We start from the raw sequence: 16,546 nt of genomic DNA, 5'->3' as shown, positions 1-16,546 counted from the left end.
TTTCGTCGCCCATTCAGGTGACGAGGCCCAGGCAGGACGATTGGGGCCATGAGCTGCCCCGTGTCCCCCAAGCTGGATTTCGGCGGCACCACGCCGTACGAGGACTACGTGCACGCGTCGGTGTTGCACACCCTTCAACAGCAGTGGTCCAAAGATCCCCGCGAGATGTCGTTTCTGGTCATCACGCAGGTGATGGAGCTGTACTTCGGCCTGCTCTGCTTCGAGTGGCGGCAGGCCCAGACCGAGCTCCGCGCGGACGACGTCAGGGCGGCCGTGCGCACGCTCCGGCGTTCTGACCTGCACCTGCAGGCGCTGTCGGCGGCGTGGCGGCCGATCGCGCGGATGACGCCGACCGAGTTCAACTCGTTCCGCGACGCGCTCGGCGAGGGCTCCGGGTTCCAGTCGGGCATGTACCGCGAGATGGAGTTCCTGCTCGGCGAGAAGTCCGCGTCGATGCTCGTGCCGCACCGGGCGGTGCCGGCGATGCACGACCAGCTGGAGAAGTCGCTCGGCCTGCCGTCGCTCTACGACGACGTGCTGGCCGCGTTGAAGCGCAAGGGGTTCGACGTCCCGCAGGCCGTGCTCGACCGCGACCTGACCAAGGCCTACGAACCGTCCGCCGAGGTCGAGCAGGTCTGGGCGGCGATCTACCGCGGCGACGACCGCGACCTGCTGGAGCTGGGTGAGGCGCTGACCGACATCGCGGAGGAGTTCGCGCGCTGGCGCTACGACCACCTGCTCGCGACGCGGCGTTCGATGGGCGCCAAGGTCGGCACCGGTGGCTCCGCTGGTGTTGCATGGCTGGAGAAGCGCACCCAACGAGCGGTGTTCCCGGAGCTGTGGACCGCGAGGAGCTACGTGTGAGGCGCGAGCTGTTCGACCTGCCGGAAGGCGTCATCTACCTCGACGGCAACTCCCTCGGCGCGCCACCGAAGCACGTCGCCGCGCGCATGCAGGAGGTGATCGGTCACCAGTGGGGCACGCGGCTGATCCGGTCGTGGAGCGAGGGCTGGTGGGAGGCGCCACAACGGGTCGGCGACCGCGTCGGCCGGCTGATCGGGGCCGCCGAGGGACAGGTCGTCGTCGGCGACTCGACGTCGGTCAACGTCTACAAGGCGTTGATGGGCGCGGTGAAGGGCACCAGCCGCACCGAGATCGTGTGCGACGAGTCGACGTTCCCGACCGACGGCTACATCGCGCAGTCGGTGGCCTCGTTGACCGGCATGAAGATCCGCGCCGCGCATCCGTCCTCTTTGGACCTCACCGAGGACACGGCCGTGGTGCTGCTCAACCAGGTCGACTACCGGACCGGCGCGCTGCACGACATGAAGGCGCTCACCGCGCAGGCACATGCCGTTGGTGCGCAGGTGGTCTGGGACCTCTGCCACAGCGCGGGAGTGCTGCCGATCGAGCTGGACGCCCTCCGGGTCGACTTCGCGATCGGCTGCACCTACAAGTTCCTCAACGGCGGACCGGGCTCACCGGCGTTCATCTACGTGCCGAAGCACAGGCAGGCGAGCTTCGAGAACCCGCTGTCGGGCTGGAACGGCCACCGCGAACCGTTCGGCATGAAGCCGTCCTACGAACCGGACGCCGGCATCGCCAGGGCACGGGTCGGCACGCCGGACATCCTGTCGATGCTCGCGCTCGACGCCGCGCTGGACGTGTGGGACGACGTCGACCTGGCCGAGCTTCGGCAGCGCGGCCTGGCGCTGACGGCGTTGTTCCGCGAGCACGTCGAGAAGCTCACGAACCTCGAGGTGATCACGCCCGACCAGCGGGGCAACCAGATCTCGGTCCGCTGCCAGGACGCCAAGGCCGTCATGGACGAGCTGATCGCGCGCGGGGTCATCGGCGACCACCGGCCGCCGGACATCCTGCGGTTCGGCTTCGCCCCGCTCTACGTGACGGACGAGGACGCGGTCAAGGCTGCGGAGACCCTCGCCGACATCACCCGGTGAGCGCGGCGTCCGCGATGCTCTTCGCCTCGCGGGCGCCCGCCTCCAGGGCGGAGCAGACGAACAGGATCCACTGGGTCAGGCCCTCGAGTTCCCCGGACGCGAACGCGACCGAGGCGGCCTCGTACTCGGACGACCGGCGCAGGCACGCCACCTCGGGCACGCCGAGCCCCTTGGGGTCGAGGCCGGTGGAGATCGACGTCATCCGAGCCGCGGCACGAGCGATCACGCCGTTGGCGACGTCGAACGGCGCCAGCCCGAGCAACTCGCCGTGCACGACGGCGACCACGATCGGCGCCGGCACGGACGTTCCGCCGGTGACCAGCGACCCGAGCATGTCGAGCCGAGCCGACACGTCCGCGGAGACGCGCGGCCGTCCGACCTCGGCGCTCAGGTCCGCGGCGGCGAGCACGTGCAACCGCGCGAGGGCCTGCAACGGCGCGCGCTGCCAGGTGCCGACGAGTCCGCCCAGCGCCTCGGCGATCCGCAGGGACCCCGCCAGCACGGGGTCGGAGACCTCGCCGGACTCGGGGATCTCGGTCGGGCCGCCCTCCAGGGCCGCCGACGCACGGGCCGCGCGCACGGACGCCTCCGCCGCCGTCGTGGCCCAGCCACGCAGGTTCACCCGATGGCGGTGCACCTGGAAGACGGCGTCCTTGGCGGCGTTGGCGGCGTCGGCCACGCCGGGCAAGGAAAGCAGCGGAGCGAGAGGATCGGTCACGGTCGCGCAGAGTACCTGACCAGGTGAAACGCGTGACCCAGCTCACTGAGCCAACCGCTGAGCGCGCAACTGCGCCCGTTCAACGCGCCACACGTGCCTGGACCAGACGAAACGGGTTACACAATGACAGCCGTGTTACCCACCTCCCCAGATTGGTCTGAACCTTTTGAGGGAGGAGCCTGTTGGAAGTGAGCTGGCTCGCACTACGGTCAGTACCCGCATCCCCAACCGGTCTGGACATTCCAGGAGGTCTCGCACCATGACGCAGTCGCCAGGCCAGGGCAACGCTCTGGACAACCTGCTCACGGAGAGCAGGACGTTCCCGCCTTCCGACGAGTTCGCGGCACAGGCGAACGCACAGCCCGCGCTGTACGAGGAGGCGAAGGCCGACCGCGAGGCGTTCTGGGCGAAGCAGGCCGAGAGGCTGCACTGGGAAACCAAGTGGGACCAGGTCCTCGACTGGTCCGGCGCGCCGTTCGCCAAGTGGTTCGTGGGCGGCAAGCTCAACGTTGCCTACAACTGCGTGGACCGCCACGTCGAGTCCGGCCACGGTGACCAGGTCGCCATCCACTGGGAGGGCGAGCCCGGCGACTCCCGCGCCATCACCTACGCCGAGCTGCAGCGCGAGGTCTCCAAGGCCGCGAACGCGTTGACGTCGCTGGGAATCGGTGCCGAGGACCGCGTCGCGATCTACATGCCGATGGTCCCCGAGGCGATCTTCTCGATGCTCGCCTGCGCCCGTGTCGGCGCGTTGCACAACGTCGTGTTCGGCGGCTTCTCCGCCGAGGCGCTGCGCACCCGCATCCAGGACTCCGAGGCCCGCCTCGTGATCACGACCGACGGCCAGTACCGCCGCGGCAACCCGGCACCGCTCAAGCCCGCCGTGGACGAGGCCGTCGCCGGCGCGCCGTCGGTGGAGAAGGTCATCGTCGTCAAGCGCACCGACACCGAGGTCGCGTGGACGGACAAGGACGTGTGGTGGCACGAGCTGGTGGACTCGCAGTCCGACCAGCACACCCCCGAGGCGTTCGACGCGGAGCACCCGCTCTTCATCCTCTACACCTCGGGCACCACGGGTAAGCCGAAGGGCATCCTGCACACGTCCGGTGGCTACCTGACGCAGGCGTCGTACACGCACCAGAACGTGTTCGACCTCAAGCCGGACACCGACGTGTACTGGTGCACCGCGGACATCGGCTGGGTCACCGGCCACAGCTACATCGTCTACGGCCCGCTGTCGAACCGCGTGACGCAGGTCGTCTACGAGGGCACGCCGAACACCCCGCACGAGGGCCGCCACTGGGAGATCGTGCAGAAGTACGGCGTCTCGATCTACTACACGGCGCCGACGCTGATCCGCACCTTCATGAAGTGGGGCGCGGACATCCCGGCCAAGTACGACCTGTCCTCGTTGCGCGTGCTGGGTTCGGTCGGCGAGCCGATCAACCCCGAGGCGTGGATCTGGTACCGCGAGAACGTCGGCGGCGGCAAGGCCCCCATCGTCGACACGTGGTGGCAGACCGAGACCGGCGCGATCATGATCTCGCCGCTGCCCGGCGTCATCTCGACCAAGCCCGGCTCCGCACAGCGCCCGCTGCCCGGCATCGGCGCGAAGGTCGTCAACGACGAGGGCGTCGAGGTCCCCGCCGGTGGCGGTGGCTACCTGGTGCTGGACGAGCCGTGGCCGTCGATGCTGCGCGGCATCTGGGGCGACGAGGAGCGCTACCGCGACACGTACTGGTCGAGGTTCGGAGAGCAGGGCTTCTACTTCGCCGGTGACGGCGCGAAGTACGACGCCGACGGCGACATCTGGCTGCTCGGCCGGGTCGACGACGTGATGAACGTGTCCGGTCACCGCATCTCGACCACCGAGGTCGAGTCGGCGCTCGTGTCGCACCCGACCGTGGCCGAGGCGGCCGTCGTCGGCGCGTCCGACGACACCACCGGCCAGGGCATCGTGGCGTTCGTGATCCTGCGCGGTGGCGCGGGTGCGGACGCCGGTGGCGCCGAGGCGATCAAGGCGCTGCGCGACCACGTGGCCAAGGAGATCGGCCCGATCGCGAAGCCGCGCCAGATCATGGTCGTGCCGGAGCTGCCGAAGACGCGCTCGGGCAAGATCATGCGCCGCCTGCTGCGCGACGTGGCCGAGAACCGCACGGTCGGCGACGTGACGACGCTGGCCGACTCGTCGGTCATGGACCTGATCTCGGCGGGTCTGCAGTCGGGCAAGGCCGAGGACTGATTTCTGCTCCAAACGTGACGGGCGCCCTCATGCGAGGGCGCCCGTTCGCGTTAAGATCGCATCTAGGTGAGCCGGGAAGTCTGGTCGGCACGAGTATTCGTGTACCTGTCGACCGCCCTGGGAGCCCTGTGCCTCGCAAGATCGCTGACTTCGCCCGTTACCTGCGCACGGAGACCGTGGGCGGCACCGTGCTGCTCGCGGCCACGGCGGTCGCGCTGGTGTGGGCCAACTCGCCGCTCTCCCCCGCCTACTTCGGACTGCGCGACCTCCACCTCGGACCGTTGTCGGTCGGCGACTGGGCCAAGGACGGTCTGCTGGCGGTCTTCTTCTTCGTGGCGGGGCTGGAGCTGAAGCGCGAGCTCGTCGTCGGCGAACTGTCCAATGTGAAGGCGGCGATCCTGCCGATCATCGCGGCCGTCGGCGGGATGGTCGTGCCGGCGCTGATCGCGTTGACGATCGGCTGGGGGCAGCCGGGGATCGAACGGGCGTGGGCGATCCCGGTCGCGACGGACATCGCGTTCGCGCTCGGGGTGCTGGCGCTGACGGCGTCCGGGCTGCCGTCGAGTCTGCGGGTGTTCCTGCTGTCGCTGGCCGTCGTGGACGACCTGGGCGCGATCGTGCTGATCGCGATCCTGTTCACCGCGAAGTTCAACCTGCTCGCGGCGGGCGCGGTCGTGCTGCTGCTGGCGCTGTACTGGTTCCTGCAGCACAAGAGGATCACCAGTGCCTGGGTCTACGTGCCGATCGCGCTCGCGACCTGGTGGTTCATGCACGAGTCGGGCGTCCACGCCACGATCGCGGGCGTCGCGCTGGCGTTGCTGACGCGGGTGCGGCGCGACCCGTACGAGCAGGAGGCGCCGGCGGTCCGGCTGGAGCACCGGCTGCAGCCGTTCTCGGCCGGGGTGGCCGTGCCGGTGTTCGCGCTGTTCGCGGCAGGTGTGCCGGTGGGCGCGGAGGCGTTGGGCAAGCTCTTCTCGGACAAGATCGCTATCGGCGTGATGGCCGGGCTCATCGTCGGCAAGGTGATCGGGATCGTGGGGGCTTCGGCGCTCGCGGTGTGGTTCAAGATGGCGGTCTGGCCGTCCGGTGCGGGGCCGCGCGACATCGTGGCCGTGGCGACGCTGGGCGGGGTCGGGTTCACCGTCAGCCTGCTGATCGCGGAGCTGTCGCTGGCGGAACCCGAGACCGCGAAGGCCGCTGTGTTGCTCGCCTCGATGATCGCGTCGCTGCTCGCCGCGGTGTTGCTCATTCGTCGCAGCCGGGCTCATGGCACCATGTCCGGGTGACCACCAGGGAGCACATCGCGTCGATTCCGCTGACCGCAGACGACCCGACGGCCGAGGCGTCGATCGGCGGTCTTGTCCGTGATGCGACGGCCCACGTGTCGACCTTGGTCAGAGCAGAGGTCGAGCTCGCCAAGGGCGAGATCACTGCCGAGATCAAGAAGGGCGTGAAGGGCAGCGTCTTCTTCATCGTCGCGCTGACGATCCTCTGCTTCAGCCTGTTCTTCTTCTTCATGTTCCTCGGGTACGGGTTCTCCTCGTGGTTCGGCTGGTCCACGTGGCTGGGCTTCCTGCTCGTGTTCGCACTGATGATCGTGACGGCCGTCACCTTCGCGTTCCTCGGCTACCGCAAGGTCCGCAAGATCAGGGCGCCCGAGAAGTCGATCGCCGCCGCGAAGGACACCGTCGCGGCACTGACGCGCAGGGGCGACGACAACTGAGCCGCAAACCCGACCCGTCCGTCGTGCGGGTCGCGGGTCCGTGGACGCACCGCGACGTGTCGGCCAACGGCATCCGCCTGCACGTCGCCGAGCTCGGTGAGGGCCCGCTAGTACTGCTGCTGCACGGCTTCCCGGAGTTCTGGTGGTCGTGGCGGCACCAGCTGACCGCACTCGCCGAAGCCGGCTATCGCGCCGTGGCCGTCGACCTGCGCGGCTACGGCGACTCGGACAAGCCCCCGCGCGGCTACGACGGATTCACACTCGCGGGTGACATCGCGGGCCTGATCAAGGCGCTCGGCGCCCAACGCGCACACCTGGTGGGTCACGCGTGGGGCGGCGCGACGGCGTGGACGGTCGGCGCCATGCACCCGCGCGTGGTCTCGTCGATCTCCGTGCTGTCCGCACCGCACCCCCTGGTGACGCGACGGACGTTCCGCAGGCATCCCCGGACGAACTCGCACGTGCTGCGCTTCCAGCTGCCGATCTACCCGGAACGCTGGCTGACCGGCGAGAACGGCCTGCAGGTCGCCAAGCTGCTGTCGGCCTGGTCAGGGCCGAAGTGGCGGACGGCGCCGGAGTTCGACGAGGTCATCCGCCGCTGCAGGCAGGCCATGACGGTGCCGGGCGTCGCGCACAGCGCGCTGGAGTACTACCGCTGGGCGGTGCGTTCGCAGCTGCGCAGCGACGGTCGCCGGTTCGCCGAGGCCGTCGACAAGCCGATCCAGGTGCCGGTGCTGCAGATCCACGGCGCGCTGGACCCGATCGTCCTGGAGTCCTCCGCGCACGACTCGCGGCCGTGGCTCGGCGCGGGCTCGGAGTTCCGGAGCCTGCCCGAGGTGGGGCACTTCCCGAACCAGGAAGCCCCCCACGCCACGAGCAGGCTGATCACCGAGTTCCTGCAGAAGACGAGCTGAACGCGGCTTCCAAGGTGTCGGCAGGGTCGTCCGGCAGGTCCGTCGAACGCCAGGCGACGTAACCGTCCGGCCTGATCAGCGAGGCACCCTTCGCGGACAGGCCGAAGATCTCCAGCTGCTCGACCCGTTCGTACGTGACGCCCAGCGGGGCCGCCGCCTCCTCCCACTGCGGGTGGTCGGCGACGAGGACCCAGCCGCGCTGGAACAGGTCCAAGGTGGACTTGCCGGGCTCGGTCCACGCATGCGGGGCGCGGGTGCCCGGCTGGCCGTTCCACTGCTCCGGCAGTTGCGCGGGCGGCAGTTCAGGGCCCGCGCCGAGCACCGCGTCCGAGCGGTAGAGGACGCCGAAGTGCATGGCGTTGTTGTCGTACAACGGTGCGTCGTCCGGCTCGCCGTCGCGGTTGTGGCCGTCGTTGCGCGCGAAGATCTGCTGGTGGCAGAGGGTCGCGACCGGGCGCCGTTCCGCGTCGTAGGTGTCCAGCAGGGACGGTCGTGACTCGCCGTTCAGCACGGCGGCGAGCTTCCACGCGAGGTTGTGCGCGTCCTCGATGCCGACGTTCGCCCCGAACCCGCCCCTGCTCGGCGGCAACGTGTGCGCGGCGTCCCCCGCCAGGAAGATCCGGCCCTGCGAGAACCGGTCGGCGACCGACGCGCTGATCGTCCAGCGGCCCGTCGTGAGGATCTCGATCTCCAGGTCGTCGCGGCCGATGGCCTGGACGATCTTCTCCCGCAGCTCGGCCTCGGTGTACTCGCGGTCGTCGAGCATCAGCACCCAGCGGCCGTCGCCGTAGGTGGTCAGGAAGCCGACGTCGTCGATCACGAACTGGCCGATCCCGTCCTTCAGGTACTCCTGCAGCGGCGCGCGGAACAGCACGCTGCGGGAGGTGTGCATGTAACCGCGGCCGGTCCTCGTGATGCCGAGGCCTTCCCGGATCGGGCTGCGGTGGCCGTCGGCCGCGACCAGGTAGTCGGCGCGGATCTCGTACGGCTCGCCGTCGCCCTGCACGATCGCGGTCACGCCCTCGTCGTCCTGCGAGAACTCCAGCATCCGCGTGCTCATGCGGATGTCCGCGCCCAGCTCACGGGCCTTGGCCCGCAGCAGCGGCTCCATCTTGTCCTGAGCCACCCCCACGCCTCTGGCCGGCGAGTACTCGACGTCGGAGAGCTCGGCCGGCGGCGTCCAGAAGGTCTCGTCGAACTTCTTCCCGACCAGGCTCTCCGCCCGGACGCGCCGGACGCCGAAGCCCTTGCTCATCCTGCTCGCCGGCAGCTCGCCCTCCAGGCCGACCGCGCGCAGCAGCTCACCCACCCGAGCGTTGAAGCCGACCGCCCGCGGGTGCTCCGAGCTGCCCGGATGCTTCTCGACGAGCACCACGTCCACGCCCCGCCACGCCAGGAACAGCGCCGCCGACGTCCCCGCCAGTCCCCCGCCGACAACCAACACCGAAGTCTTCATCGCATCCTCCCGATACGCTGTATCACTCAATACACTGTATCGCGATGAGACGCTGTATTGTCCAGTCCGATGTCGAACGAAGCCGTGTGGGACCGCCCAGAGCCGCCCAGCAAGCCGTCACCGACCCCGCTGAGCAGGGAGCTGATCGTGAACGCCGCGATCAGGCTCGCCGACGGGGGCGGGCTCGACGAGGTGTCGTTCCGCAAGGTCGCCGCCGCCCTGAAAGCCGGCCCGATGCGCCTCTACGGCTACGTCGAGACCAAAGCCGAGCTGCTGGACCTGATGGTCGACGAGGTCTACGGCGAGATCACGCCGCCCTCACCGGCGACGGACTGGCGGGAGGGCCTGCGGCACGTCGCGCACGGCATCCGCGACGCGGCGAAGCGGCACGAGTGGTTCATCGACCTGCTCAGCAACCGCCCGCACCAAGGCCCCAATGCGCTCACGCACATGGAGACCACGCTCGCCACGGTCCGGTTCGAGGACATCGACGAGGTGCTCGGCGTGGTCGGCGCGGTGATGGCGTACGTCTTCGGGGCCGTCCGCGGCGAGATCACCGAACTGCGCGCGGAACGGACGTCGGGCATGACCGAGGAGCAGTGGCAGCGGGCCTCCGGTCCGTACATGCAGCGGATGCTCGCCACCGGCAGGTTCCCGACGCTGGCCAGGGTCATGCACGAGTCCAGCGACAGCGACCCCGCGCGCAGGTTCGAGATCGGCCTCGACTACGTGCTCGACGGCATCGCTACGAGGCACAACCTTGCGTCGAGGCCCGCTTCGTCAAGGTCGGCGCCTTCTGCACCATCGACTGCACCTGCTGTGCCGTGAGCACGAACCCGGTCTCCGGGTCGTCGACCGCCGCACCGAACACCACGCCCATCACCCGGCCGTTCGGGTCGACCAGCGGGCCGCCCGAGTTGCCGGAGCGGACCTCGGCGCGAACCGTGTAGACGTCGCGCGTGACCGTCTGGGCGTCGTAGATGTCCGGGCCGCGCAGCAGCGGGATCCGCTCGCGGACGCGGGCAGGCGAGGACTTGTACGGGCCGTCGAGCGGGTAGCCGAGCACGATGCCGTCCTCGCCCGGCTGCACCTCGTCGCTGCGGAACTGCAACGGCGTGGCCTCCAGGTCCGGCACCGCGAGCACGGCGATGTCCGTGCGCGGGTCGTAGGAGACGACGGTCGCGTCGAACTGGCCGCGGCCGACCTCGACCGTCACCTCGTTCGTGCCGGCGACGACGTGCGCGTTCGTCATGACCCGCTCGGGCGCGATGACGAACCCGGTGCCTTCCAGCGCACGGGAGCACGACGGCGCACGGCCGCGGACCTTGAGCACGCTCGCCTGGAGCCGTTTCGCGACCGGGGAGTCCGCGAGCTGGCTGTTCGGCGGCTCGACCTCCTTGAGCGGCGTGCGGTTGAACGGGTCCATCGCCTGCGGGAAGCCCGAGACGTCGAAGAGCTTCTGCAGGTCGCCGGACAGCACGCGGGCGGCCTGCGGCATGGTCTCGTCGACCTTGCCGAGGATCACCGACTGCTTGAGCGACGACGTCAGGTCCGGCAGGCCGACGACCGAGGTCAGCGGCAGCGCGATCATCCACGCCACGATGAAGACGACGAAGCCCTGCACGATCGCGCCCAGCGCGTTGTCCGCGCCCTTCAACGGCGACGCGTTGACCCGTGCCTTGATCGTCCGCCCGATGTAGACGCCGATCGTCTCGCCCAGCGCCACGAGCAGCACCACGATGCCGACCGCGAACACGACCTTGGTGACGACGTTCTCGAACTGGGAGACCAGCAGCGGAGCGATCTGTGTGCCGAGGATCAGGCCGACGAGCACGCCGACGAACGCGGGCAGCGCGACGACCATGCCTTGCCTGGCCCCGGAGACCGCGGCGATCGCGGCGAGGCCCAGCACGAGCAGGTCAACCCAGTTCAAACCCAAACCTCCGCCTCACTGTGTAGCGCGCAACGCTAGTTCAAGGTCACGCACATCGGTCGCATCCCACGGCTGTTCCCAGCCGCCGAGTGCGATCAGGCCGTTGATCAACCCCGCGGTGAATCCCCAGACCAGCATGCCCGGCGCGGAGAAGGCCGCCGCGACGTAGCCGGAAGGGTGGCGCACCCTGAACCTGTTCGCGGGATCGGCCAGGTGCGCGAGCGGCACCCGAGCGACCGCGGCGGTCTCCGCCGGGTCGACAGGTGCGACGGGGCTCGGCTGTTCCCAGTGGGCGAGCACAGGGGTGACCACGAACCCGGACACCGGCACGTACAGCTCCGGCAGCAAGGCAAGTGGTCTCACTCCTGCCTCAAGTACACCGGTCTCCTCGTAAGCCTCGCGTAATGCCGTGCCCACCGGCCCGTCATCGGTGTCGTCGCAGGCGCCGCCGGGAAAGGCGACCTGGCCTGGATGCGAGCCGAGCGTGTCCGAACGGCGCAACAGCAGGACGTCGGGCCCGTGCTCCTCGGACTCCCCGAACAGCATGAGCACGGCGGCCTTGCGGTACGCCCTCGCCGGAGCGCGCGGGTCCCGCATGAACGTTCGTGCGTCGATCTCCTGCGTGGCCTTCACCAGGCGTTGCATCCAGTCGGGTGGCTCTGTCGCCTCCGTCATCGAACCGCCTTCTCCACCTGTTCCGGTGCCTTGAAGTACGGCGGATCGGTGATCTGCCGGACCTGACCGTCCGCTGCTACGTAATACGTGGCGGGGAGCGTCATCGGCGCCTTGAGTCTCTTGCGGAGTTCATCCGACCCGTCGTGGACGGACGGCAGCCGCACGCCGAGCCGGGCCAGCAGCTCCAGGCCGTCCGACTCCCTGCTCTCCACGAGAACTGGGACGACCGGCACGGCACCTGGTTGCTTCGCATAGGTTTCCAGCACGGGCAGCTCCTCCTGGCACGGCTGGCACCAGGTCGCCCAGAAGTTGATCAGGAGCGGGCCCTTCAGCGCGAGGTCCGTCCGGGTGCCATCCCCGAGGCACGTCACGCCGACGCCACCCTCCGCACCCGGCACGCACGGCCGGAGCTGAGCCTGCGCGCGCAACGCGGCCATGTCCTGCGTCGGCCGGCTGGAGGTGGGCGGTGGCGGCGGTGACTCGTCGCGCGGCCACAGCGCCACGACCCCCGCCAGGCCGAGGACGAGCGCGACGACGAGCCAGCGCGTGCGGTTGTTCACCCCACGAGTTTCTCACCGGCCCGGACCCGCTCGGCGAGCTCGATCAGGTGTGGCTTCTCGTCACCCTTCACGAGCTTGGCCGCCTTGTCCGGATCCTCCGGCCCGAGGCCGTACGACGGGCAGTCCTTCATCAGCAGACAGGCCCCGCACGCTGGGGTTTTGGCGTGGCAGACGCGGCGGCCGTGGAAGACGATCCAGTGCGAGGCCATCGTCCAGTCGCGCTTCTCGATCAGCTCACCGACGGCGTGCTCGACCTTCACGGCGTCTTCGAGATCGGTCCAGCCCCAGCGGCGCACCAGGCGGCCGAAGTGGGTGTCGACTGTGAGCCCGGGCACATCGAAGGCGTTGCCGAGAACCACGTTGGCCGTCTTGCGTCCTACACCAGGGAGCTTGACCAGCTCCTCCATGTTCCCCGGCACCACCCCGTCGTGCTGCTCCACAAGAGCGGCACCGAGACCCAGCAGAGACGTCGCCTTGTTCCGGAAGAAACCGGTGGGGCGGAGCATCTCTTCGAGTTCGGTCCGGTCGGCACCGGCGTAGTCGGCGGCCGTCGGATACTTCTTGAAGAGCGCGGGAGTGACCTCGTTGACCTTCTTGTCGGTGCACTGCGCGGACAGGATGACCGCCACGACCAACTCGAGCGGCGTGGTGAAGTCCAGCTCGCAGTGCGCGTCCGGGTATCCCTCGGACAGCACGCGCACCATCCGGCGGGCCCTGCGGGTCAGGCCGAGTTTGGTTTCCGGTTTCTTGGTTGCGGGCACTGATCCAGAGTAGTCAACACGCCGGAACCCACCCCTAGATCCGCACTCGAATCCCTCATGCGCCACACTTCGGAGCATCATGACTGCCTGGCTTGTGATCGTCGTTCCGATCGTGATCATGTTCTTCGCGCTCTTCATGGAGCGCGTCGAAGCGAAGCTCCGGCACGTTGCCGTGCAGGAGAACGAGGTCGAGGAGTTCCTGGAGTCCGCCAGGCCAGAAGAGGTCAAGGCGCTCTACGGACACGGCATCGGTCGCGCGCTCGACATGTTCCGCCTTCGTCGTCGTGGCCGCGGTGGTGCGCGCAAGCGCGTCCGCTGATGGCCCCGCGTTAGCGGCCACCCAAATGGCGTAGACTGGCTCGTTGGGCTCTGGATCGAGTCAGTCGGGTTGTTCCTAGTAAGACGGCGAGCCGAGCGGCGATCCACAAGAGAGCCCTTAGACTGCAACGCAGTGATCGGCGGCACGGCGCTGACTCCACCAAAGATGGTGGTAGGCGTGCCGTCGCGTCGATTAGGAGGGACGAGGTGGACGAGACCCTGGCGCGAGCGGGCATCTTCCAGGGGGTGGACCCAGCAGCTGCGGAGGCGCTGGCGACGACCCTGGAGACGGTGGAGTTCCCGCGTGGCCATGTCATCTTCGCGGAGGGTGAGCCGGGCGATCGCCTGTACATCATCCAGTCCGGCAAGGTGAAGATCGGCCGCAAGTCGCCGGACGGTCGCGAGAACCTGTTGGGGATCTTCGGACCTTCCGACATGTTCGGCGAACTGTCCATTTTCGATCCTGGCCCCCGCACGTCGACTGCGACGACGGTGACCGAGGTGCGCGCGGTGTCCATGGACCGCCCCGCGCTCCGGCAGTGGATCACCAACCGGCCGGAGATCGCGGAGCAGCTGCTGAGGGCCCTGGCCCGCAGGCTGCGCCGGACGAACTCGATGCTGGCCGACCTGATCTTCACGGACGTGCCCGGCCGCGTCGCCAAGGCGTTGTTGCAGCTCGCACAGCGCTTCGGCTCGCAGGAGGCCGGCCTGCTCCGCGTCACGCACGACCTGACGCAGGAGGAGATCGCCCAGTTCGTCGGCGCGTCCCGCGAGACCGTGAACAAGGCCCTGGCCGACTTCGCGCACCGCGGCTGGCTGCGACTCGAAGGCAAGAGCGTGCTGATCCTGGACCCGGAGCGCCTCGCGCGCCGCGCCCGCTAGCCAGCACGCAGAGCACCAACGCAACGGAGCCCCGGGCAGTCGACGGGGCTCCGAGCGCTTTGCAGACCACGGGCACGCAACCGGGCACCGCAGGTGGCGGACCGCCGGCGGCAAGATGCGGGCGACGACGGCTGACGACTGGCGGCCAGCGGCGGACGCATACGGCGGCCAACGGCTGGTGGCTCGTGGCCGGCGGCGAAACGCGAGCGACGGCCAACGGCTATTGGCCTGCGGCAGGACGCGGGCGATAGCGCTGCTTACTGATAGCCAGCGGCTGATGGCCAGCGGCGGGACGCGGGACGCGGGCGGGGCCACGGGCCACGGGCCACGGGCCACGACCAAGCTATGCGCACCTCAGACCACGAGCTTCGCGAGCGGTCCAAGCCCCCACGCGCACCACGGACCTCCCGGCGACCACGCCAGGCATCCGCGAATTCGCGCTGGTCATCCGTTCGCCTCTTCGTCTCGATTCGGCGAAGCCCAATCGGGGCGAAGCGGCGGGCGGATGACCAGCTCCTCGGCGAACTCGCGCGGAGTCTGCGGAGCAGCGACCAAAAACACAGCGACCAACACAAAAGACCGGGCGCCACCCCCGACGTGGCGCACCGGTCCTTTGTGTTGCACGGCCCATCCCCCGACGAACCGTGCCTTCCATCCCTCCGGCGCGTAGGCCCCGACCCTCAAGCCAGAGGTTGGTCTCGGTTGGTGAGTCAACTTTCGCATGTCGGCACCCCGACTGCTCAAGCCCTTTCACCCTCAAGGACCTCGTGTGTGGCCGATTCGTTGCATGTTTCACCCGGTCATCCCATTCCCGTGACCCGATCGTTACCACCGTGACCCTGGGCACCCGATCTGGTACATCCGTACCAACTTTGGCATACTGGTACACATGTCCCACTCTGCCCGCCTCTCCGACTACCGCGCTGCCCTGACGACCCCCGGCATGCGCGGCCCTGTGGTCGCGTCTCTGCTCGCCCGCCTGCCCATCGCGATGGTCGGGCTCTCGCTGCTGCTCTACGTCGAGCGCGCGACGGGATCGTTCGCGGTCGCCGGCATGGTCTCGGCGGCGGCGCTGACGGGTGTGGCACTCGGTTCTGTCGTTCAGGGCCGGCTGATGGACCGCTTCGGACCCACCCGCCCGCTGCTCGCGGTGACCGGGTTCTTCGCCTTCTTCGTGACCGTCTCCGTGCTCGCCGTCGAGGCGGGCGCGTCGGTGTTCGTGCTGGTCCCGCTGGCTCTCGGCGTCGGCGCTACCGAGCCGATGGTGGGCTCGGCCTCGCGTGCGCTGTGGGAGCGGATGGTTCCCGCCGGCCCGACGCGGATGGCCGGCTACGCCTACGAGGCGATCAGCATGGAGGTCTTCTTCATCCTCGGACCGGGTCTCGCCGGTCTGCTGCTGGCCGCGCCGTGGGCGGGCACCGGTGTCGTCGTCGGCTCCGTGCTGATGGTCGTGGGCGCCCTGTGGTTCGCGTTCAACCCCGTCGTGCGCGCCTGGGGTCCTGTCGTGCAGGCCCCGCGGCCGCTGCTCGGTGCGTTCGCCTACCCCGGCATGCGCACGGTGGCGCTGGCCGCGCTGGGCTTCGGCGTGACGATCGGTTTCGTCGAGGTGGCCGTGCCGGCGTTCGCCAAGGCCGCTGGTCAGGCGTCCATGGGTGGCCTGATGCTGTCGCTGTGGTCGATCAGCTCGGTGGTCTTCGGCGTGCTCTACGGCATGCGCCCGTGGCCGCGTCCGATGCACCTGCGCCTGCCGGTGCTGCTGGGTGGCTTCGCGCTGCTGGCGTTCCTGCTGGCGATCCCGGCCACGCTGGTCGGACTCGCCGTGGCGCTGTTCCTGGTCGGCACGCTGATCACGCCGCAGTCGACCGCGCACTCCGCCGCGATCGAGCAGGTCACGCCCAACGGCATGGCCGCGGAGGCGTTCGGCTGGGTGATCACCTCGGTGACCGTCGGCCTCGCCATCGGGCAGGGCCTGTCCGGGCAGCTGATCGAGCACTTCGGCACGCGGCCGGCGTTCATCGCGTCGGGTGTCGCCGGGTTGCTGATCGCGCTGGCGGTCTGGCTGCTGCGCGGCACCGTCCAGCGCGGCGTGCCGGCCGAGGTGCCGGCCCGTTCCGAGATGGAACTCGCCGCCCGCTAGACCGTTGTTCGTCCGGGAAGGGCTCGGGGGCTTTCGCCTCCGGGCCCTTCCGCTGTCCAAGCACCTGGCCAGAAGTCTTGTCCGAAACCCTCATGTCCTTGTTGATGCCGAGACGTGGGCAAGTACCACCAACTCTTGATCGAATCGCCGTCAACCACATCCAACCTGTTCGTCGTCTGACGAACAGGCGCCGTGCTCTCAGGCCACGCAAGCCTGTTGGTGGCAGGTAAGTGCCTGTTGATGTTGAGTTGGTGGTACTTGCAGAC

The 16,546-nt window shown here is 69.1% G+C and carries 16 protein-coding genes; 10 read left to right on the top strand and 6 right to left on the bottom strand.

Annotated features, from left to right (window positions below; genetic code table 11):
- The first annotated feature begins 48 nt into the window (after nt 1–48).
- On the top strand, nt 49–864 hold the full coding sequence (locus ACSHWB_RS15475) for a tryptophan 2,3-dioxygenase (protein ID WP_439662715.1): 816 nt from the start codon (nt 49–51) through the stop codon (nt 862–864).
- Entirely contained in the window at nt 861–1,961 is a 1,101-nt protein-coding gene (kynU, locus tag ACSHWB_RS15470; protein ID WP_439662714.1) for a kynureninase, read from the top strand. The genes ACSHWB_RS15475 and kynU overlap by 4 nt, the downstream gene beginning before the upstream one ends.
- Here the strand turns inward: kynU and ACSHWB_RS15465 are convergent.
- Entirely contained in the window at nt 1,951–2,679 is a 729-nt protein-coding gene (locus ACSHWB_RS15465; protein WP_439662713.1) for an oxidoreductase, read from the bottom strand. The two genes, kynU and ACSHWB_RS15465, sit on opposite strands and share 11 nt — an antisense overlap.
- Nucleotides 2,680–2,938: 259 nt before the next feature.
- Here ACSHWB_RS15465 and acs point away from each other — a divergent pair, with 259 nt between their 5' ends.
- The 4 genes from acs (at nt 2,939) to ACSHWB_RS15445 (ending at nt 7,558) form a co-directional block, all read left to right on the top strand.
- Nucleotides 2,939–4,921 carry an acetate--CoA ligase gene (gene acs, locus ACSHWB_RS15460; protein ID WP_439662712.1) on the top strand — a complete coding sequence of 661 codons (1,983 nt, stop codon included), beginning with the start codon at nt 2,939–2,941 and terminating at the stop codon, nt 4,919–4,921.
- A gap of 128 nt (nt 4,922–5,049) precedes the next feature.
- Entirely contained in the window at nt 5,050–6,207 is a 1,158-nt protein-coding gene (gene nhaA / locus ACSHWB_RS15455; protein ID WP_439662711.1) for a Na+/H+ antiporter NhaA, read from the top strand.
- On the top strand, nt 6,204–6,644 hold the full coding sequence (locus ACSHWB_RS15450) for a phage holin family protein (protein ID WP_439662710.1): 441 nt from the start codon (nt 6,204–6,206) through the stop codon (nt 6,642–6,644). Before nhaA ends, ACSHWB_RS15450 begins: the two co-directional genes overlap by 4 nt.
- A complete protein-coding gene (locus tag ACSHWB_RS15445; protein WP_439664605.1) occupies nt 6,641–7,558 on the top strand; it encodes an alpha/beta fold hydrolase in 918 nt (305 codons plus the stop codon). The genes ACSHWB_RS15450 and ACSHWB_RS15445 overlap by 4 nt, the downstream gene beginning before the upstream one ends.
- On the opposite strand, the gene ACSHWB_RS15440 is transcribed toward ACSHWB_RS15445, so the two are convergent.
- Nucleotides 7,530–9,014, bottom strand: coding sequence for an FAD-dependent oxidoreductase (locus ACSHWB_RS15440; protein WP_439662709.1), 1,485 nt, complete (start codon nt 9,012–9,014; stop codon nt 7,530–7,532). The genes ACSHWB_RS15445 and ACSHWB_RS15440 overlap by 29 nt on opposite strands.
- Before the next feature lie 69 nt (nt 9,015–9,083).
- Here ACSHWB_RS15440 and ACSHWB_RS15435 point away from each other — a divergent pair, with 69 nt between their 5' ends.
- Entirely contained in the window at nt 9,084–9,842 is a 759-nt protein-coding gene (locus ACSHWB_RS15435) for a TetR/AcrR family transcriptional regulator (protein ID WP_439662708.1), read from the top strand.
- Here the strand turns inward: ACSHWB_RS15435 and ACSHWB_RS15430 are convergent.
- Genes ACSHWB_RS15430 through nth form a run of 4 tightly spaced genes read right to left on the bottom strand, consistent with a single transcriptional unit; the run spans nt 9,760 to nt 12,886 of the window.
- Nucleotides 9,760–10,947, bottom strand: coding sequence for a MarP family serine protease (locus tag ACSHWB_RS15430; protein ID WP_439662707.1), 1,188 nt, complete (start codon nt 10,945–10,947; stop codon nt 9,760–9,762). The genes ACSHWB_RS15435 and ACSHWB_RS15430 overlap by 83 nt on opposite strands.
- Nucleotides 10,948–10,962: 15 nt before the next feature.
- Nucleotides 10,963–11,622, bottom strand: coding sequence for an NUDIX hydrolase (locus ACSHWB_RS15425; protein ID WP_439662706.1), 660 nt, complete (start codon nt 11,620–11,622; stop codon nt 10,963–10,965).
- Nucleotides 11,619–12,182: a TlpA family protein disulfide reductase gene (locus ACSHWB_RS15420; protein ID WP_439662705.1), complete on the bottom strand. Its 564-nt coding sequence runs from the start codon at nt 12,180–12,182 to the stop codon at nt 11,619–11,621. The genes ACSHWB_RS15425 and ACSHWB_RS15420 overlap by 4 nt, the downstream gene beginning before the upstream one ends.
- Complete coding sequence (gene nth, locus ACSHWB_RS15415; protein ID WP_439664604.1) at nt 12,179–12,886, bottom strand: endonuclease III; 708 nt, start codon at nt 12,884–12,886, stop codon at nt 12,179–12,181. The genes ACSHWB_RS15420 and nth overlap by 4 nt, the downstream gene beginning before the upstream one ends.
- Before the next feature lie 136 nt (nt 12,887–13,022).
- On the opposite strand from nth, the gene ACSHWB_RS15410 reads away from it, so the two are divergent.
- From ACSHWB_RS15410 to ACSHWB_RS15400, 3 genes are all read left to right on the top strand, one after another.
- On the top strand, nt 13,023–13,262 hold the full coding sequence (locus ACSHWB_RS15410; RefSeq protein WP_030477588.1) for a hypothetical protein: 240 nt from the start codon (nt 13,023–13,025) through the stop codon (nt 13,260–13,262).
- A 206-nt stretch (nt 13,263–13,468) separates the two neighbouring features.
- Complete coding sequence (locus ACSHWB_RS15405) at nt 13,469–14,143, top strand: Crp/Fnr family transcriptional regulator (RefSeq protein WP_030477589.1); 675 nt, start codon at nt 13,469–13,471, stop codon at nt 14,141–14,143.
- An 889-nt stretch (nt 14,144–15,032) separates the two neighbouring features.
- Nucleotides 15,033–16,280: an MFS transporter gene (locus ACSHWB_RS15400; protein WP_439662704.1), complete on the top strand. Its 1,248-nt coding sequence runs from the start codon at nt 15,033–15,035 to the stop codon at nt 16,278–16,280.
- The last annotated feature ends 266 nt before the right edge of the window (nt 16,281–16,546 follow it).

The organism is Lentzea sp. HUAS TT2 (genome assembly GCF_051853195.1).
Lineage (GTDB): Bacteria > Actinomycetota > Actinomycetes > Mycobacteriales > Pseudonocardiaceae > Lentzea.
The sequence above is the reverse complement of the archived record's forward strand: the minus strand, read 5'-3'. Positions and strand labels throughout refer to the sequence as shown.